Raw genomic sequence first — 18124 nt, 5'->3', positions numbered from 1 at the left:
TTCACCGGTGTGTTCCCGCCCGACGACGTGGTCGCCGAGCTGGCCGCCGCGTTGCGCCCGGTGCGCGTGGCGCGGCCCGACCTGAGGTGGAGCACGCCGGGTCGCTGGCACGTCACGCTCTGCTTCCACGGCGACGACGCGGAGCCCGGCGGGCAGCTCGACGCGGTGCGCGGCCTGCCCGCGCCCGCGGTCCGGCTCGCCGGCTCGGGCGCGTTCCCCGGTGTGCTGTGGGTGGGCGTCGAGGGGCCGCTGCGCCCGCTCGCGGTGGCGGCGGGCGCGACCGGCGCGTGGCGTCCACACCTGACGGTGGCGCGGTCGCGGCGGCGCGCGGAGCGGTGGCCGCGCGTGGAGTTCACCGGTCGCGAGTGGACCGTCACCGAGGTGGCGCTGGTCCGCAGCCGCCCCGGCGAGGGGTACGAAATTCTCGACCGGGTGCCCTTGAGCACGCCAAACGGGTAGCGGACCGCGACTACTGGTAGCCTCGACAGTTGGGTCTGGCTGCGGTCCGTGGCGGCCATGACCGACTACCCCCGGTTCCCGGGGGCCGCACGGAACATCACACCAGGTACGAGGAGTGGCGAAAACGTGGCACTGACCACCCAGGAGAAGAAGACGATCCTCGCCGAGTACGGCGTCCACGACACGGACACCGGCTCCGCCGAGGCTCAGGTCGCGCTGCTGAGCAAGCGCATCGCGGACCTGACGGAGCACCTCAAGCAGCACAAGCACGACCACCACTCGCGTCGTGGTCTGCTGCTGCTGGTGGGCCGTCGTCGCCGGCTGCTCAACTACCTCCAGAAGGTGGACATCCAGCGCTACCGGTCGCTGATCTCGCGACTGGGCCTGCGCAGGTGACAGCCGCCGAGGGGGAGTGATCGGTCCGGTCGCTCCCCCTCGGCGCGAAACGCAAACGAAGACGAGGGACGCACGCGCGGCGCACCGGGACGACTTGTTCGCCGGTCCTCGGTAGTGGCCCCCTGGCGAGGACGAACCCAGGGGACTTCGATCGAAGACCGGCCTCGTCCGGACCGCGATCCCGCGCCCGTACGCGCTGCGGCCCGCATGACGAGGAGTTCTACGCATGACGGACACCGAGGTCCACGAGACTTCCGCCGTGATCGACAACGGTCGGTTCGGCACCCGCACCATCCGGTTCGAGACCGGTCGGCTCGCCCGCCAGGCGGCGGGCAGCGTCGTCGCCTACCTGGACGACGAGACCATGCTGCTGTCCGCGACGACCGCGTCCAAGCAGCCCAAGGAGCACTTCGACTTCTTCCCGCTGACGGTGGACGTCGAGGAGCGCATGTACGCCGCGGGTCGCATCCCCGGCTCGTTCTTCCGCCGCGAGGGCCGCCCGTCGACCGACGCGATCCTGACCTGCCGGCTGATCGACCGGCCGCTGCGCCCCTCCTTCGTGGACGGTCTGCGCAACGAGATCCAGGTCGTCATCACGGTGATGAGCCTGAACCCGGTCGACCTGTACGACGTCGTGGCGATCAACGCCGCGTCCGCGTCCACGCAGCTCGCCGGCCTGCCGTTCTCCGGCCCGATCGGCGGCGTGCGGGTGGCCCTGATCGAGGGCCAGTGGGTCGCGTTCCCGACCCACGAGCAGCTGGAGAAGGCCGTGTTCGACATGGTCGTCGCCGGTCGCGTGGTCGGTGACGACGTGGCGATCATGATGGTCGAGGCGGAGGCCACCGAGCAGGTCATCGACCTGGTCGCCGAGGGCGCGCCCGCGCCCACCGAAGAGGTCGTGGCGGCCGGCCTGGAGGCCGCGAAGCCGTTCATCAAGGTGCTCTGCGATGCGCAGGCGAAGCTCGCCGAGCACGCCGCGAAGGAGACCGGCGAGTTCCCGACCTACCCGGCCTACCAGCCGGACGCGTACGAGGCCGTCGAGCAGGCGGGCGCGGCCGACCTGGCGCAGGCGCTGACCATCGCGGGCAAGCAGGAGCGCGAGGGTCGCATCGACGAGGTCAAGGCGTCGGTGCTGGACAAGCTGGTCGGCCAGTTCGAGGGCCGCGAGAAGGAGCTGGGCGCGGCGTTCCGCTCGCTCACCAAGAAGCTGGTGCGGCAGCGCATCCTGCGTGACAAGGTCCGCATCGACGGCCGCGGCCTGACCGAGATCCGGTCGCTGTCCGCCGAGGTCGAGCTGATCCCGCGGGCGCACGGCTCGGCGTTGTTCGAGCGCGGCGAGACCCAGATCCTGGGCATCACCACGCTGAACATGCTGCGCATGGAGCAGCAGATCGACTCGCTGTCCCCGGAGACGCACAAGCGCTACCTGCACCACTACAACTTCCCGCCGTTCTCCACCGGTGAGACCGGTCGCGTCGGCTCGCCCAAGCGCCGCGAGATCGGCCACGGCGCGCTCGCCGAGCGGGCCCTCGTGCCGGTGCTGCCCAAGCGCGACGAGTTCCCGTACGCGATCCGCCAGGTGTCCGAGGCGCTGGGCTCCAACGGCTCGACGTCCATGGGCTCGGTGTGCGCGTCGACGATGTCGCTGCTCAACGCCGGCGTGCCGCTGAAGGCGCCGGTGTCCGGCATCGCCATGGGCCTGGTCTCCGACGAGGTCGACGGCAAGACCGAGTACGTGGCGCTGACCGACATCCTGGGCGCGGAGGACGCGTTCGGCGACATGGACTTCAAGGTCGCCGGCACCAAGGAGTTCGTGACCGCGCTCCAGCTCGACACCAAGCTCGACGGCATCCCGTCCGAGGTGCTCGGCGCGGCCCTGAACCAGGCCCGCGACGCGCGCCTGACCATCCTGGAGGTCATGGCCGAGGCCATCGACTCCCCGGACGAGATGAGCCCGTTCGCGCCGCGCGTCACCTCGGTCAAGATCCCGACCGACAAGATCGGCGAGGTGATCGGGCCCAAGGGCAAGATGATCAACTCGATCACCGAGCAGACCGGCGCCGACATCTCCATCGAGGACGACGGCACGATCTACGTCGGCGCGGCGGACGGCCCGTCGGCCGAGGCGGCGATCGGCCTGATCAACGCCATCGCCAACCCGCAGCTGCCGAAGGTGGGCGAGCGCTTCCTGGGCACCGTGGTGAAGACGGCCGCGTTCGGCGCGTTCGTCTCGCTGCTGCCCGGCAAGGACGGCCTCATCCACATCTCGAAGCTGGGCAACGGCAAGCGCATCGGCAAGGTGGAGGACGTCGTCAAGGTCGGCGACAAGCTCCGCGTCGAGATCGCCGACATCGACCAGCGCGGCAAGATCAGCCTCGTCCTGGTGAACGAGGACGACAACGCCGCGAAGGACGCCCCGGCGCAGGACGCCGTTCCGGCGGAGTCCTCGGCGCAGTGACCAAGAGCGTCAACGGGACGGCCGCGCGTGCCTCGGGCACGCGCGGCCGTCCGCGTAACAGCGGCGGCAGGCTCGGTCACTTGCAGCGGCCCGGCAGCACGCGGGTGCTGGAGCAGAGCGAGGGCGGCGTCAGCGTGCGCCGCAGCGTGCTGCCGTCCGGGCTGCGGGTGATCACCGAGCGGATACCCGGCGTCCGGTCGGCGTCGGTGGGCCTGTGGGTGCAGGTCGGGTCGCGCGACGAGCGGTCCGAGGTGGCGGGTGCGGCGCACTACCTGGAGCACCTGCTGTTCAAGGGCACGGCGAACCGGTCGGCGGCGGCCATCGCCGAGGAGATCGACGCCGTGGGCGGCGAGCTGAACGCGTTCACCGCCAAGGAGCACACCTGCTACTACGCGCACGTGCTGGACGAGGACCTGCCGTTGGCGCTGGACCTGGTGTGCGACGTGGTGTTCGAGGCGTTGTGCGCGCCCAAGGACTTCGAGACCGAGCGCGGCGTGGTGCTGGAAGAGATCGCCATGCGCGACGACGACCCGGAGGACCTGCTGCACGACGCGTTCCTGGACGCGTTGCTCGGCGAGCACCCGCTCGGCCGGTCCGTGCTGGGCACCGAGCGGTCCGTGCGGGAGATGGACCGGACCGCCCTGTTCGGCTTCTACAAGCGCCGCTACACGTTGCCGCGGATGGTGCTCGCGGTGGCGGGCAACGTCGACCACGGCCACGTGCTCCGGTTGGCGCGCAAGCAGATCGGGGAGCGGCTGGCGCGCGCGGGCTCGCCGGTCGCGCCGCGCACCGGTCGCGCGCGCATCCCGGCGTCGCGGAAGCTGGTGCTGCACACCGACGACACCGAGCAGGCGCACCTGATGCTGGGCGTGCGCGCCCTGGACCGCCACGACGAGCGGCGGTTCGCGTTGAACGTGCTGAACGCGGCGCTGGGCGGCGGGATGAGTTCCCGGCTGTTCCAGGAGGTACGCGAGCGGCGCGGGCTCGCGTACCAGGTGTACTCGTCGGTGGGCCTGTACGCGGACGCCGGCACGTGGTCGGTCTACGCGGGGTGCCAGCCGGACCGGCTCGGCGACGTCGCGGGCGTGGTGCGGGACGTGTTGTCGGTGGTCGCGGCGGGCGGGTTGTCCGACGCGGAGGTGGCCCGCGGCAAGGGCCAGTTGCGCGGCGGCCTCGTGCTGGGCCTGGAGGACACCGGTTCGCGGATGTCCCGGATCGGCAAGGGCGAGCTGAACTACGGCGACCACCTGTCGGTGGAGCAGACGCTGGCGCGGATCGACGAGGTCACCGGCGAGGACGTGGCGGCGCTCGCACGTGAGTTGTTGCGGCGCCCCGTCGCCGCCGCGGTGGTCGGCCCTTACGCTCACGCCGACGACTTGCCCTCCCAGGTGCACGAGGTGATCTCTTGAGTGACCGTTCTGCCGGACCGATCCGCGTCGGCGTGCTGGGCGCGCGTGGCCGGATGGGCGCGGAGGTGGTGCGTGCCGTCGAGGCCGCGGCCGGCGTCGAGGTCGCGGCCGAGGTGGACGCGGGCGACCCGTTGTCCGTGCTGACCGACGCGGGTGTGGAGGTCGTGGTCGACTTCACCAGCCCCGAGGTCGTGATGGACAACCTCCGGTTCTGCGTCGACCACGGCATCCACGCGGTGGTCGGCACGTCGGGGTTCGACGCGGAGCGGCTGGACGAGGTCGCCGGCCGGCTCGGCGCGCAGCCGCGGGTCGGGGTGCTGGTCGCGCCGAACTTCGCGATCGGCGCGGTGCTGTCGATGCGGTTCGCGGAGCTGGCGGCGCGTTACTACGACTCGGCCGAGGTCGTGGAGCTGCACCACCCGCGCAAGGTGGACGCGCCGTCCGGCACCGCCGCGCACACCGCCCGGCTGATCACGCAGGCGCGTGCGGCGGCGGGTGTCGGGCCGATGCCGGACGCCACCACGCAGGAGGCGCCGGGCGCGCGCGGCGCGCTGGTCGGCGACGTCCGGGTGCACTCGCTGCGGGTGGCCGGGCTGATCGCGCACCAGGAGGTCGTGTTCGGCACGGAGGGCGAGACGCTGACGCTGCGGCACGACTCGCTGGACCGGAAGTCGTTCATGCCGGGCGTGCTGCTCGCGGTGCGCTCGGTGGCCGACCACCCCGGGCTGTCCGTCGGGCTCGACAAGTACATGGACCTGTGAAGACCCGGACGACCGCGTTCCTGATCACCGCCGCGCTCGCGGTGTACTTCGTGCTGCTCGGCGGGCGCGCGGTGGTGCTCATCGGCACGGGGGACGCGGTCGGCGTCGGGCTGGGCATCGGCGTGCTCGTGCTGCCGCTGCTCGGGGCGTGGGTGGCGTGGACCAACCTGCGGTTCGGGTTCACCACCGAGCGGATGGCCCGGCAGCTCGCCGCGGAGGGCGGGTTGCCGGACACATCGGACCTGCCGCGCCGCCCGTCCGGCCGGGTGGAGCGGGGTGCGGCGGACGCGTGGTTCGAGGCGCGCGAGGCCGAGGTGGTGGCCGACCCGGAGAACTGGCGGCGCTGGTTCCTGCTGGCGCAGGCGTACGACCTCGCGGGTGACCGCGGACGGGCGCGGGAGACCATGCGGAAGGCCATCGACCTGTTCCAGGTGCCGACGAATCGCGCGTGAATCCCGGGCGTGGATGCAGTTCATCCGGCCGTAACGGCGTATTGCCTTGGTTTGTCCGGTCGCGTGCCGGTACCGTGGGAGTGTGCCGAAAACCTTCGAGAACCTGCGGCTCACCATCGCATGCCTCGTCATCTGCACCGCGCTCGGCGCTGCGCTCGCTCTCACCTAGGTGAATTCGCATCCCTCGTCCGGGTGGAAAAGAGGGCGTTCGGCGTGCTGGTCGGGTAGCCGGTGGCATGGACCGAACTGATCTCCTCGACGACCTCTACGGCTGCGACCTGCTCGACCGCAACGGCGAACGCGTCGGGACCGTCGCCGACGTGTGGCTGGACGACGGCCGCCCGCTCTGGGCGGCCGTGCGCACCGACGACGCGGTGACCCTCGTGCCCATCCGGGGTGCGCAGGTGCACGACCGGAGGGTCGTCGTCCCGGTCGAGAAGCGCGAGATCGAGGAAGCGCCCCGGGTCGGCGAGGAGCTGTCCGACCTGGAGCACGTCGAGCTGCACGACCACTACGGGCTCGTCGTGCCCTCGCAGCGCCTGGTCCGCCGCGAGCGGCCGTGAACCCGCGGAGGTGAACTCTCAGTGCAGCAGCCACCCGGCCATCAGGCCGGGCGAGGCGGCGAGCACGCTGAACCGCGCGAACCGCCCCACCATCCCCGTCGTGATGAACAGCCACGACGACATCCCCGCCAGGCCCGCCAGCACGGTCGTGAACATGAACGGCGGCAGGCCCACCACGGAACTCACCGCGTGCGTGCCGAACATCCAGTGCGGGTGGCGGTGGCAGCGGTCGCGCACCCACTCCAGCCGGGTGCGCCACCTGGCACGCCACGGCGACAGCGGTTTCGCCGGCCGGTCCGCGCGCTTGAGCCAGCGCGGCAGGTGCCAGTCGCCGCGCGCGGCGAGGAAGTACCACATCTTGCCCAGCACCTGACCCACCGCGACGGCCAGCGCTATCCACCACCACGCGATGTGCGGCTGCTGCGTCACGAGGCCGAGCACGAAGACCTCGATGCTGATGAGGGGGAGGATCGCCGACCCGAAGGCCACGCCGAAGGTCAGGCCGAGCCACCCCAGCAATGCCCACACCCGTTCGAGGCTAGCAACCGGTCAGGGCTCCAGCAGTAGGGTCAACCCCCCGGAAACGCGGATTTCGCGCACTGGACGCCCGCCCGCGTCGAGGGTGCGCACGGTGCCGTCGGCGTCCCAACCGGCACGTGCGTAGAAGTTGGTGGTGGCCTTGTCCGCCTCCGGCACCCACGCGATGCCACGGGTGCTCCCGGTCGCCTTCAACGCCTGCGCGGCGGTGGCGAGCAACCGGCCGCCGTGCCCACGCCGACCCCAGCGCGGCTCGACCAGGACGTGGAACAGGGCGGTGGTGGCGGCGTCCGCGGGCAGCGTGCCGTCGGCGTGCGCGACCTCGTCGGCCGGCGCGGGCGCGGCCACGCAGAACCCCACCAGCCAGCGGCCCTCGGTCGCGACCAGCACCCGTTCGCGGGCCACGGCGTCCGCCCACGCGGGCTCGGCGCCGTCCAGTCCCGCCAGGACCTCGTCCGGCAGCAGCGACCGGTACGCGGCACGCCAGGTGTCCCGGTGGATCCGGGCGATCTCCGGCACGTCTTCGGGCTTCGCGGTGCGCACCGCGGCATCGGCCATGGGGGCACCCTAGCGGCGGCGGTCGGGCCGGTGATCAAGTGCCGGGGCCGGTTGTCGTACCCGGGTGGGATCATCCGGACCGTGCAGACGATGAGCGCAGACGTCGCCCGCCGGATCGCGTTGGCCGCGCAGGGTTTCGCCGACGCGAGGCCGGCCTCCCCGCCGACCCGCAGGCACCTCCAGCGGGTGCTGTCGCGGGTCCGGTTGCTCCAGCTCGACTCGGTCAACGTGGCCGTGCGCGCCCACTACATGCCCGTGTTCAGCCGGCTCGGGGCGTACCCGCGGGAGTTGGTGGACGACGCGGCGTGGTCGCACAGCGCCCGCAAGCCGCGGCTGCTGGTCGAGTCCTGGGCGCACGAGGCGAGCCTGGTGCCCGTGGCGGACTGGCCGTTGCTGCGCTCGGGCGCGAAGAAGGTGGGGTGGTGGCACCACCACACCGCGATCGCCGAGCGGCAGCCGGGGTTGGTGGACGACATCCTGGCCGTGGTGAAGGAACTCGGGCCGGTCGGCGCGGGCGCGATCGAGCGGGCGCTGGTGGCGGGCGGTCCGCGTGCCAAGGACCACTGGGGCTGGAACTGGTCCGAGGTGAAGAAGGTCTGCGAGTACCTGTTCGGCGTGGGTGCGTTGACGACCGGCGCGCGGCGCGGGTTCGAGCGCCTGTACGACCTGACCGAGCGCGTCCTGCCGCCCGAGGTGCTGTCCCGTTCGGTCACGGCGGAGGAGGGCGCGCGGGAGCTGGTGGCGGGTGCGGCGGCCGCGTTGGGCGTCGCGACCGAGCCCGACCTGCGGGACTACTACCGCCTCGCGCCCGAGCGCAGCCGGCAGGCCGTGTCGGAGCTGGTGGAGGAGGGCGTGCTGGAGCCCGTGGCGGTGCGGGGCTGGGCGGCTCCCGCGTACCGGCACGTGTCGGCCCGCGTGCCGCGTGCCGTGCCGGGGCGTGCGCTGCTGTGCCCGTTCGACCCGCTGATCTGGGAACGCGCCCGCACCGAGCGGATCTTCGACTTCCACTACCGCATCGAGATCTACGTGCCGGAGGCGAAGCGGGTCCACGGGTACTACGTGTTCCCGTTCCTGCTGGACGGTGAGCTGGTCGGGCGGGTCGACCTGAAGGCGGACCGGGCCGCGGGCGTGCTGCGGGTGCAGGCGGCGCACTCCGAGCCGACCGCCGACCACGGCCGCGTGGCGGTGGAGCTGGCGGCGGAGCTGCGTCACATGGCGGACTGGCTGGAGCTGGACGACGTGGCGGTGGCGCCGCGTGGCGACCTCGCCCCGGCGCTCAAGGCCGTGGTCCGCTAGCACGGCCGGCGGCCCGCGCGGTTCCGGCACTCGCACCGCGACCGCGCGGGCCGCCCCGCGCGCGGGGTCAGCCGTTCGACGTGGTCACCAGCGCGTCACCGCTGGCGGTGCGGCCGGTGACGTGCAGGGTCGCCTCGCCGTCCGCCGGCGGCGTGTCGGAGACGGCCAGGTCGCTGCGTGCCGATCCCGAGGTGGACACCAGGTCGATTTTCGCCGTCACCCCCGGCCGCACGCCCACGCGCACGTCACCCGAGCCGGTGCCCATCTGGATGCGACCGGACGCCGCGTCGGCCACGGTCACGTCACCGCTGCCGGTGCGCACCTGCACGTCGTCCTGCACGGCTCCCAGCCACACGTCGCCCGTGCCGGTGAACAACACGGTGTGCCCGCCGACGGACGACACCTCGATGTCACCCCGCCCGGTCTTCGCGCGCAGCCCGCCCAGCATGGGCCCGAGGCGCACCTTCCCGGCCGCCGTGTTGATCTGGGCCGCGCCGTCCGCCCGGTCGGCGGTGATGTGGCCGGTGCCGGTCTTCACGTCGAGCCTGCCCGCCGGGCCGGTCACCGTCACGTCGGCCGCACCGGTCTTGGCGGTCACGTTCGACCCGATCGGCGCGCGGACCGTCACGTCGAGCGCCACGGCGCGCAACGCCAGCGCCTCCGACGACTGCACGCGCACCCGCCGCCCGGCCAGTTCGACGCGCGCACCGCGCACCGCGTCGCCCGCACCCGCGTCCCGGCCGCCGCCGAACTGGTCGTTCACCCAGCTCAGCAGGTTGTTCAACCCCGCGGTCCACGGTTCGCCCGCCGACTGCCTGATCTCCACGTGCACACCCGGCTCGTCGACCAGGTGCACCCGCACACCACCCGCGATGAGGGAGACGTCGACCTCCGCGACGCCGTCCACCTCGAAGCTCTGCTGCCGCACCACATCCGCCTCCACGACGCGCCCCCTCAGCCCTGGACCCAGCCGTTGACCCGGGAGCCGCCGTCCTTGGGCTGCGACCGGCCGGGCTCCTGCGCCCGCGACCGCCGCGCGCCGACGGCGCCCTGCACGGCCTGGGCGACGAACGTGTTCAACGACATGCCCTGGGCGGCGGCGGCCTGCTCGGCCCTCGACTTCAGCTCGTCCAGGAGCCGCAACGTGATGCGCGTGGCGTCACCGGCGGTGGGCCGGGGAACTTCCCGCGGCTCCGGTTCGTGGTCATCGCGGGGCGCGGTCGCGCCGGTGACGGCCACCTGGACGTCCCGGCCGTCCAACCGGACCTCGACGACCGGCCCGTCGAGGGCGGCGGTCACCTCCGCGGCCAGGTCGGACAGGGCGTTCATGAGGGCCAGCCGGGCGGCCGGCTCCAACGCGGCGGACAGCACGGCCGCGGTGCGCCGGGTGTCGTCGTCCCCGGCGGACGCGGCTGTCGCGAGGTCCTCGCGCAGCTGTGTGATGTACGGCGACAGATCCATGACACCACTATGGCGTCATCATCGACATCATGCAAGTAGCAGTGGTGTCAGCGTGACAGCACACGCGGTCCGGAGCAGCCCGACCACGCACCGCGAGCGGTCGTGGTGACTGAGAGCGGTCCGGGCCGGTCGGTTAGGGTTCCGGCCATGGCTGAGACCGTGTCGCCGAAGGTGCAGTTGATCGCGAAGACGGAGTTCTTCCCCCCGGACGACGTCCCGTGGTCCACCGACGCCGACGGCGGTGAGGCGCTCGCGGAGTTCGCCGGCCGCGCCTGCTACCAGTCCTGGTCGAAGCCGAACCCGAAGACCGCCACCAACGCGGGCTACATCCGGCACATCATCGAGGTCGGCCACCTGTCCGTGCTGGAGCACGGCACGGTCAGCTTCTACCTGTCCGGCATCTCGCGGTCGCTCACCCACGAGCTGATCCGCCACCGGCACTTCTCCTACTCGCAGCTCTCGCAGCGGTACGTGCCCGAGCGCGAGGCCGCGATGGTCGAGCCCGAGGTCATCGCGAACGACCCCGAGCTGCACGCGAAGTTCCTCGAAGCCGCGCAGGCCAGCGTGGACGCGTACAACGAGCTGCTGAAGGGCCTGGAGGAGAAGTTCTCCGACGTGGCCAGCGGCACGCTGCGCCGCAAGCAGGCCCGGCAGGCGGCCCGCGCGATCCTGCCCAACGCCACCGAGACCCGCATCGTCGTCACCGGCAACTACCGGGCGTGGCGGCACTTCATCGCCATGCGCGCCACCGAGGCCGCCGACGTGGAGATCCGCGCCCTCGCCGTCGAGTGCCTGCGCCAGCTCCAGAAGGCGGTCGCGAACGCGTTCGCCGACTTCACCATCTCCACCCTCCCGGACGGCACCGAGGTCGCGTCCAGCCCGCTGGTGACCGAGGGTTAGGGGCGTGAAGCGGCTCATCGTCGACGTCCGGCCGGGTGAGTACGCGATCGCGCGGCTCGCCGCCGACGCGCCGGTACCCGCCGGGCTGCTGGACGCCGCGGGCCTGGTCTCGGTCACCCGCACGCCCGACGAGCTGTCCGTGGTGTGCCCGGCGGGCGTCGTGCCGGACACCACGACCGCGCAACGCGGCTGGCGGCTGCTCACCGTGCGCGGACCGCTGGAGTTCACGCTCACCGGGATCATGGCCGCGTTGTCCGGCGAACTCGCCGCGGCGGGCGTGAGCCTGTTCGCGCTGTCCACCTACGACACCGACCACCTGCTGGTGAAGGACGCCGACCTGGAGCGGGCCGTGCGCGCGTTGCGCGCGAACGGCCACGAGGTCGCGGAACCGTGAAACCACGCGTCGTCGACGGCGGTCTCAAGTAGCGTTCCGCCGTCCACGGCTGAGGAGTACGACGGTGTCTGTTCCACAAGGTGTGAGCCCAAAAGGTGCGAGCACGGCGCAACCACGCGTCATCGCGGGCCGGTACGCCTTGCTCGGCGAACTCGGGCGCGGCGGCATGGGCGTCGTGTGGCGTGCGCAGGACAACGTGATCGGCCGCCAGGTCGCGCTCAAGGAGCTGCACCTCCCGGACGGCATCGCGCACGAGGAGCGCCGCGTCCTGGAGGAGCGGGTGCTGCGCGAGGCGCGCACCGCGGGCCGCCTCAACGACCCGGCCGTGGTGACCGTCTTCGACGTCGTGGTCGAGCAGGGCACCACCTACATCGTGATGGAGCTGGTCGAGGCGGCCACGCTGTCCGCGATCATCACCCGCGGCGGGCCGCTGCCGCCGGACCGGGTGATCGCCATCGCGGTGCAGGCGTTGTCCGCCCTGGACACCGCGCACCAGGCGGGGATCGTGCACCGGGACGTCAAGCCGGGCAACCTGATGGTCCAGCCGAACGGCCGGGTGAAGCTCACCGACTTCGGCATCGCCCAGGCCGTGGACGACCCGCGCCTGACCACCAGCGGCAGCCTCATCGGCTCGCCCGCCTACCTGTCGCCGGAACGCATCCACGGCCACGAGGCGTCGCCCGCCTCCGACCTGTGGGCGCTCGGCGCGACGCTCTGCTACGCGGTCGAGGGCGCCAACCCGTACGAGCGGACCACGACGGCGTCCACGCTGCACGCCATCATGACCGAGGTGCCGCGCTTGACCAGGGCGACCGGCGTGCTCGCCGCGGTGATCACCGGCCTGCTGATGCCCGACCCCAACGCCCGCCTCACCGGGCCGCAGGCGCGGGCCATGCTGGAGAGCGCCGCCGCCCAACCCACTCCGCCACAGGGTTTCGCCGGCCCGCCGCCGACCGCGCGTTACCCGGCACCGCCGGTGCGCAAGCGGTGGCTGCGCAACCTGGTCGCGGTGGGCGCGGCGGTCGCGGCGGCGGGGCTCTTCGCGGCCGGCATCGCGGTCGACCGGTGGTTGTTCACCGACCGGCCGCCCGCCGCGATGGCCGAGACGGTCACCTTCGGCGACGGCGGCACGTTGCCCGACTTCAAGCTGAGCGCGCGCCAGTGCGGTGACAACTTCCTGGCGCCCTCGGTGCGCGTGGGCAGCACCGACTGCGACGAGCCGCACCGCATCGAGGTGTTCGCCGAGGGCTCGCCGTTCGGGTCGTCGGAGAAGGTGGCGCACCCGGGTGACGAGTGGCTGCGCAAGTACGCGGAGGACTTCTGCACGCTGCACTTCAAGTCCGACAACGTGTCGTTGGCCGACAAGGACGACAAGCTCCGGTACGCGGCCGTGGTGCCCGTGCGGTCCGAGTGGAAGGAGAACTACTCGGCCTCCAAGGGCACCCGTGAGATCTACTGCGTGCTGTGGGACAAGAGCGGCGCGGAACTGACCAAGCGGGTCTACGCCAAGTAGCGTGGGCGGCATGGGCGTCGCGCAGGACGAACGCAGGCTGCTGACCGAGTTGTTCACCGCCGTGGGCCCGGACGCGGCCACGCTGTGCGACCCGTGGCGCACCCGGGACCTGGCGGCCCACCTGGTGCTGCGTGAGCGCCGCCCGGACGCGGCGGCGGGCATCCTGGTCAAGCCGCTCGCCGGGCACACCCGCGCCGTGCAGGACCGGTACGCCGCGAAACCGTGGGACGAGCTGGTCGCGCTGGTCCGCACCGGCCCGCCGCGCTGGTCGCCCTACGCCCTGCTGGACGAGCTGGTGAACGCCGTCGAGTTCTTCGTGCACCACGAGGACGTGCGCCGCGCACCCGCCGACTGGGCGCCGCGCTCACCGGACCCGGGGCGGGACGCCGCGCTGTGGAACGGCCTCAAGCGCACCGCGAAGCTCAACTACCGCCGCAGCCCGGTGGGCGTCGTGCTGCGCCGCCCCGACGGCGCGGCGGTGACCGCGCGCGCCGGTGCGAACCCGGTCGTGCTGACCGGGCAGGTGTCGGAACTGCTGCTGCACGCCTTCGGCCGCGAGCGGTGCCACGTGGAATACGACGGCGCCGCCGACGCCGTCGCGGCGGTGAAAGCGCTGGACCGGAGCGTGTGAAGACCGGGGGTCAGCACGGGGCGCGCCCCGGTCGGGCGGTAGCGTTTGGCCATGACCGGATGCCCCACCGCTTCGCCCGGCCGCCCGTTCGGCCGCGTCCTCACCGCCATGGTGACCCCGTTCGACGCCTCCGGGGCGCTCGACCTGGACAAGGCGCAGCAGCTCGCGAAACACCTGGTCGAGAGCGGTAGCGACGGTCTGGTGCTGAACGGCACGACCGGCGAGAGCCCCACCACCAGCGACGCCGAGAAGGCCGACCTGATCCGGGCCGTCGTCGAGGCCGTCGGCGACCGCGCGACGGTCGTCAGCGGTGCGGGCACCTACGACACCGCGCACAGCGTGCACCTGGCGATGCAGGCGGAGGCCGCGGGCGCGCACGGCCTGCTGGTGGTGACGCCGTACTACTCGCGCCCGTCGCAGGCGGGCGTCGAGGCGCACTTCCGGGCCGTCGCCGACGCGGTGGGCCTGCCGGTGATGCTCTACGACATCCCACCGCGCACGGTGATCCCGATCGAGGTGGACACCCTGCTGCGGCTGGCCGAGCACCCGCGCATCCTGGCGGTCAAGGACGCCAAGGGCGACCTGCTGGCGGGCAGCCGCGTCATCGCCGCCACCGACCTGGCCTACTACTCCGGCGACGACCCGCTGAACCTGCCGTGGCTGTCGGTCGGGGCGGTGGGCTTCGTCAGCGTCATCTCGCACTTGGCGGGCGACCGCCTGCGCGAGATGCTGGACGCGTTCGAGGCGGGCGACGTCGTCCGCGCGACCGCGGTCCACCACGCACTTCTGCCGCTGCTGCGGCCGTTCAACCGGATGCCGGGGGTCGTCTACACGAAGGCCGCGTTGCGCCTCAGGGGCGTGGACGCGGGCGAGCCGAGGCTGCCCCTGGTGCCGGCGTCAACCGAGGACATCGAGGCCATCACGGCCGAACTGGGAGTCAACGCGTGATCAACCCGAGCTCACCCCCGCCCGCACTGCCCGACGGAGGTCTGCGCGTCGTCGCACTGGGCGGGATCGGCGAGGTCGGCCGCAACATGACCGTCTTCGAGCACGCGGGCAGGCTGCTCGTGGTCGACTGCGGGGTGCTGTTCCCCGAGGACGACCAGCCCGGGGTGGACCTGATCCTGCCCGACTTCCGGGCCATCGAGGAGCGCCTGGACGACATCGACGCGCTGGTCCTGACCCACGGTCACGAGGACCACATCGGCGCGGTGCCGTTCCTGCTCAAGCTGCGCCCGGACGTGCCGGTGGTCGGTTCGCGGTTCACCCTCGCCCTGCTCGCCGCCAAGTGCAAGGAGCACCGGCAGACGCCGAACCTGGTGGAGATCTCGGACGGCGAGCGCCGCGCGTTCGGTCCGTACGAGCTGGAGTTCTTCGCCGTCAACCACTCCATCCCGGACGCGGTGGCGGTCGCCATCCGCACGCCCGCGGGCCTGGTGCTGCACACCGGCGACATCAAGCTGGACCAGCTGCCGCTGGACGGCAGGCTGACCGACCTGGCGGGCTTCTCCCGGCTGGGCGACGAGGGCGTGGACCTGTTCCTGGTGGACTCCACCAACGCCGAGGTGCCCGGTTTCGTGGCGCCGGAGCGGGAGATCGGCCCGGTGCTGGAGAACGTGATCCGCAAGGCCAACCAGCGGGTCATCGTGGCCTGCTTCGCCTCGCACGTGCACCGCGTGCAGCAGGTGCTGGACGTGGCCGTGCGGTACGGCAGGCGGGTGGCGCTGGTCGGCCGGTCCATGGTGCGCAACATGGGCATCGCGGCCGAGCTGGGCTTCCTGCACGTCCCGGACGGCCTGTTCGTGGACCTCAACGAGGCCATGGACCTGCCCGCGGACGAGGTGTTGTTCGTGTCGACGGGCTCGCAGGGCGAGCCGCTGTCGGCGCTGTCCCGGATGGCGCGTGGCGAGCACCGCCAGATCTCCATCCGCGCGGGCGACACCATCGTGCTGGCGTCCTCGCTCATCCCCGGCAACGAGAACGCGGTGTTCGGCGTCGTGAACGGCCTGGCGCGGCTCGGCGCGACGGTCGTGCACCAGGGCAACGCGAAGGTCCACGTCTCCGGCCACTCGCCGGCGGGCGAGCTGCTGTTCCTCTACAACGCCGTGCGGCCGTCGAACGTGATGCCGGTGCACGGCGAGTGGCGGCACCTGCGGGCGAACGCGGCGCTGGCCGTGGCGACCGGTGTCGCGGAGGACCGGGTCGTGATCGCCGAGGACGGCGTCGTGGTGGACCTGGTCGACGGCGAGGCGGCCATCTCCGGCCGGGTCGAGGTGGGCCACGTGTACGTGGACGGCCTGTCGGTGGGCGACGTCGGCGAGTCGACGCTGTCCGACCGCCTGGTGCTCGGCGAGGGCGGTTTCATCGCGATCACCGTGGCGGTGGACTCCAGCACGGGCCGCGCGGTCGCGCCGCCCACGCTGTCCGGCCGCGGCTTCTCGGACGACCCGAAGGCGCTGGACCAGGCCATCTCCCTGGTGGAGATGGAGCTGTCGCGCACCGAGGCCGAGGGCATCACCGACTCGCACCGGATCGCGCAGGCCGTGCGCCGCGTGGTGGGCCGCTGGGTCGCCGAGACCTACCGCCGCCGCCCGATGATCGTCCCGACGATCATCCCCGTGTGACCTCGACCGGCAGCCCCGGCCCGGGGCTGCCGGTCGCCGCGCGGCTGCTCGCCACCTGCACCACCGCGGCGCCCGCGAGCAGCACCACCGCGCCCGCGACCTGCGCCGCGCTCAACGCCTCGGCCAGCAGCCACCACGCGAGCACGGTCGCCACCACCGGTTCCACCAGGCCGATCACGCTGGCCGCCGACGACGGGACGTGGCGCAGGGACATGATCCCCGCCAGGTACGCGACCGCCGTGGCGGCGAACGCCAGCACGGCCAGCAGCAACCACACCGGGCCCAGGTCGGTGTCCCGGCTCAGCGGCACCAGCCACGGCGGGCTCGCCACGGCCAGCAGCACCGCGCCCACCACCATGCCCGCGGCCAGCACGCCGAGCGGGTCGTGCCGGTCCGCGGCGCGCTCGCCCAGCAGGTAGTACCCGGCGGTGCACACCGCCGACCCGAGGCCCGCGAGCACGCCCACCGCGTCCAGGGTGGGCGTCCGCCACACCTCGCCGACCACGGCCAGGCCGAGCAGCGCCACGGCGATGCCCCACCACACGGCGGGCGCGAGCCGCACCCGTCGCACGAACCGCACCCACAGCGCCACCAGCACGGGCGCGGTGAACTCCAGCAGCATCGCGATGCTCACCGGCACGCGTGACGCGGCGACGAAGAACAGCAACGGCGTGCCGACCACCCCGAACAGGCCGTAGGCCAGCGGCAGACCCCACTCGCGGCGGGTGAACCGCAACGCGCGCGGGCGCACCAGCGCCACGAACACCAGCAGCAGCACCGCCGAGACGCCGATCCGGGCGCTGGTCACGGCCGTCGGCGACACACCGGCCGCCATGACCGGCTTCGCCAGCACGCCCGACATGCCGAACAGCAGCGCCGAGAGCACGGCGAGGGAGGTGCCCCGGACGCTCAAGCCGCTTCCGGCCGCCACGGGCTGCGCCCCGTGGTGGGCCGGGTCGGGTCGTGGAACTTCGGCGCGTCCATCTCGTCGGCACGCAGCGGGGCGAGGCCCGCCGTGATGGCGCGCATGATCCGCTCGTGGGCCCGGCGCGCGTCGCCCGGCTTGCCGTCACGCAGGTCGGACAGGTCCACTGGCTTGCCGAAGTGCACCTGGAACGTGGGCCGCCGCCGCAGGCCGCGCGCGTACGAGGTGAGGTAGGGCTTGAAGTCCTCCCAGCCGGCCACGTGCGTATTGCCCCAGCAGACGGCCTCGTGCGCGCCCCACTGGCTCACCGGGATCACCGGCACCTTGCCGGAGAGCGCGAGCCGCGCCGCGCCGGTCTTGCCGCGCTCGGGCCACAGCCCGGGGTCGAGGCTGATCTTGCCCTCGGGGTAGACGGCGATCGGGTCGCCGCCCGCGCGCAGCGCCGTGACGGTGCGGTGGTAGGCGTCGCCGACCGAGGCGGACGCCCGGTCGACCCGCAGGTGCCCGCACGCCTTGAGCACGGGGCCCATGACGGGCGCGTCGAGCAGGCCGCCCGCGAGCAGGAACCGGGGCGCGACCCCGATCTCGCGGCACGCCGCGATGAGCACGAACGGGTCGAGGTTGCCGATGTGGTTGGACGCGAGCAGGAGGGGACGGCCCTTGAGGCCCGCCGGGATGTCGCCGGTGACCCGGAGCCGTCCGCTGAGGCCGACGAAACCGCGGTCGACCATGGTCAGCGCGCGCCACAGCAGTGGGGTGGACACAGCGGGGAAGGCTACGGCGTGTC

At 72.7% G+C, this 18124-nt stretch carries 20 protein-coding genes; 14 read left to right on the top strand and 6 right to left on the bottom strand.

Annotation, left to right across the window (positions count from 1 at the left end; translation table 11 throughout):
• Positions 1–9: 9 nt before the first annotated feature.
• From KZQ38_RS23545 to KZQ38_RS23515, 7 genes are all read left to right on the top strand, one after another.
• A complete protein-coding gene (locus KZQ38_RS23545; protein WP_219444536.1) occupies positions 10–459 on the top strand; it encodes a 2'-5' RNA ligase family protein in 450 nt (149 codons plus the stop codon).
• Positions 460–585: 126 nt separating this feature from the next.
• Positions 586–855, top strand: a complete 270-nt coding sequence (rpsO, locus tag KZQ38_RS23540; protein ID WP_121008423.1) for a 30S ribosomal protein S15 — start codon at positions 586–588, stop codon at positions 853–855.
• 226 nt (positions 856–1081) lie between these two features.
• Positions 1082–3313 (top strand): polyribonucleotide nucleotidyltransferase, encoded by a 2232-nt coding sequence (locus KZQ38_RS23535; RefSeq protein ID WP_219444534.1) that lies wholly within the window; start codon positions 1082–1084, stop codon positions 3311–3313.
• A gap of 80 nt (positions 3314–3393) precedes the next feature.
• Positions 3394–4722: a M16 family metallopeptidase gene (locus KZQ38_RS23530; RefSeq protein ID WP_219444681.1), complete on the top strand. Its 1329-nt coding sequence runs from the start codon at positions 3394–3396 to the stop codon at positions 4720–4722.
• Positions 4719–5483: a 4-hydroxy-tetrahydrodipicolinate reductase gene (gene dapB / locus KZQ38_RS23525; RefSeq protein ID WP_219444532.1), complete on the top strand. Its 765-nt coding sequence runs from the start codon at positions 4719–4721 to the stop codon at positions 5481–5483. The genes KZQ38_RS23530 and dapB overlap by 4 nt, the downstream gene beginning before the upstream one ends.
• Positions 5480–5935, top strand: coding sequence for a tetratricopeptide repeat protein (locus tag KZQ38_RS23520; RefSeq protein ID WP_219444530.1), 456 nt, complete (start codon positions 5480–5482; stop codon positions 5933–5935). The genes dapB and KZQ38_RS23520 overlap by 4 nt, the downstream gene beginning before the upstream one ends.
• A gap of 236 nt (positions 5936–6171) precedes the next feature.
• A complete protein-coding gene (locus tag KZQ38_RS23515; protein ID WP_219444528.1) occupies positions 6172–6498 on the top strand; it encodes a PRC-barrel domain-containing protein in 327 nt (108 codons plus the stop codon).
• A gap of 18 nt (positions 6499–6516) precedes the next feature.
• Here KZQ38_RS23515 and KZQ38_RS23510 read toward each other — a convergent pair whose 3' ends face one another.
• Both KZQ38_RS23510 and KZQ38_RS23505 read right to left on the bottom strand, forming a co-directional pair.
• A complete protein-coding gene (locus tag KZQ38_RS23510) occupies positions 6517–7017 on the bottom strand; it encodes a YqaA family protein (protein ID WP_219444679.1) in 501 nt (166 codons plus the stop codon).
• A 30-nt stretch (positions 7018–7047) separates the two neighbouring features.
• A complete protein-coding gene (locus tag KZQ38_RS23505; protein WP_219444526.1) occupies positions 7048–7593 on the bottom strand; it encodes a GNAT family N-acetyltransferase in 546 nt (181 codons plus the stop codon).
• Between the two features lie 90 nt (positions 7594–7683).
• Between KZQ38_RS23505 and KZQ38_RS23500 the strand changes: the two genes are divergently transcribed.
• Positions 7684–8889 carry a winged helix-turn-helix domain-containing protein gene (locus tag KZQ38_RS23500; RefSeq protein WP_219444524.1) on the top strand — a complete coding sequence of 402 codons (1206 nt, stop codon included), beginning with the start codon at positions 7684–7686 and terminating at the stop codon, positions 8887–8889.
• 67 nt (positions 8890–8956) lie between these two features.
• Here KZQ38_RS23500 and KZQ38_RS23495 read toward each other — a convergent pair whose 3' ends face one another.
• A complete protein-coding gene (locus KZQ38_RS23495) occupies positions 8957–9832 on the bottom strand; it encodes a DUF4097 family beta strand repeat-containing protein (RefSeq protein WP_308258547.1) in 876 nt (291 codons plus the stop codon).
• Between the two features lie 11 nt (positions 9833–9843).
• Positions 9844–10350 carry a toxin-antitoxin system HicB family antitoxin gene (locus KZQ38_RS23490; protein WP_219444522.1) on the bottom strand — a complete coding sequence of 169 codons (507 nt, stop codon included), beginning with the start codon at positions 10348–10350 and terminating at the stop codon, positions 9844–9846.
• A gap of 147 nt (positions 10351–10497) precedes the next feature.
• Between KZQ38_RS23490 and thyX the strand changes: the two genes are divergently transcribed.
• From thyX to KZQ38_RS23460, 6 genes are all read left to right on the top strand, one after another.
• Positions 10498–11250, top strand: coding sequence for an FAD-dependent thymidylate synthase (thyX, locus tag KZQ38_RS23485; RefSeq protein ID WP_219444520.1), 753 nt, complete (start codon positions 10498–10500; stop codon positions 11248–11250).
• 4 nt (positions 11251–11254) lie between these two features.
• Complete coding sequence (locus KZQ38_RS23480; protein ID WP_219444519.1) at positions 11255–11644, top strand: ACT domain-containing protein; 390 nt, start codon at positions 11255–11257, stop codon at positions 11642–11644.
• Between the two features lie 82 nt (positions 11645–11726).
• A complete protein-coding gene (locus KZQ38_RS23475) occupies positions 11727–13157 on the top strand; it encodes a serine/threonine-protein kinase (RefSeq protein WP_308258546.1) in 1431 nt (476 codons plus the stop codon).
• A 10-nt stretch (positions 13158–13167) separates the two neighbouring features.
• Positions 13168–13788: a TIGR03085 family metal-binding protein gene (locus KZQ38_RS23470; RefSeq protein ID WP_219444517.1), complete on the top strand. Its 621-nt coding sequence runs from the start codon at positions 13168–13170 to the stop codon at positions 13786–13788.
• A gap of 51 nt (positions 13789–13839) precedes the next feature.
• Positions 13840–14736 (top strand): 4-hydroxy-tetrahydrodipicolinate synthase, encoded by an 897-nt coding sequence (gene dapA / locus KZQ38_RS23465; RefSeq protein WP_219444516.1) that lies wholly within the window; start codon positions 13840–13842, stop codon positions 14734–14736.
• Positions 14733–16412 (top strand): ribonuclease J, encoded by a 1680-nt coding sequence (locus KZQ38_RS23460; protein WP_219444515.1) that lies wholly within the window; start codon positions 14733–14735, stop codon positions 16410–16412. The genes dapA and KZQ38_RS23460 overlap by 4 nt, the downstream gene beginning before the upstream one ends.
• Here the strand turns inward: KZQ38_RS23460 and KZQ38_RS23455 are convergent.
• Both KZQ38_RS23455 and KZQ38_RS23450 read right to left on the bottom strand, forming a co-directional pair.
• Positions 16399–17325: an EamA family transporter gene (locus KZQ38_RS23455; protein ID WP_257901971.1), complete on the bottom strand. Its 927-nt coding sequence runs from the start codon at positions 17323–17325 to the stop codon at positions 16399–16401. The genes KZQ38_RS23460 and KZQ38_RS23455 overlap by 14 nt on opposite strands.
• Positions 17322–18068: a lysophospholipid acyltransferase family protein gene (locus tag KZQ38_RS23450; protein ID WP_219444674.1), complete on the bottom strand. Its 747-nt coding sequence runs from the start codon at positions 18066–18068 to the stop codon at positions 17322–17324. The genes KZQ38_RS23455 and KZQ38_RS23450 overlap by 4 nt, the downstream gene beginning before the upstream one ends.
• Positions 18069–18124: the final 56 nt, after the last annotated feature.

The sequence above is a fragment of the Saccharothrix obliqua genome (assembly GCF_019375475.1).
Taxonomy (GTDB): Bacteria; Actinomycetota; Actinomycetes; order Mycobacteriales; family Pseudonocardiaceae; genus Actinosynnema; species Actinosynnema obliqua.
This window is presented reverse-complemented; position numbering and strand designations above follow the sequence as displayed.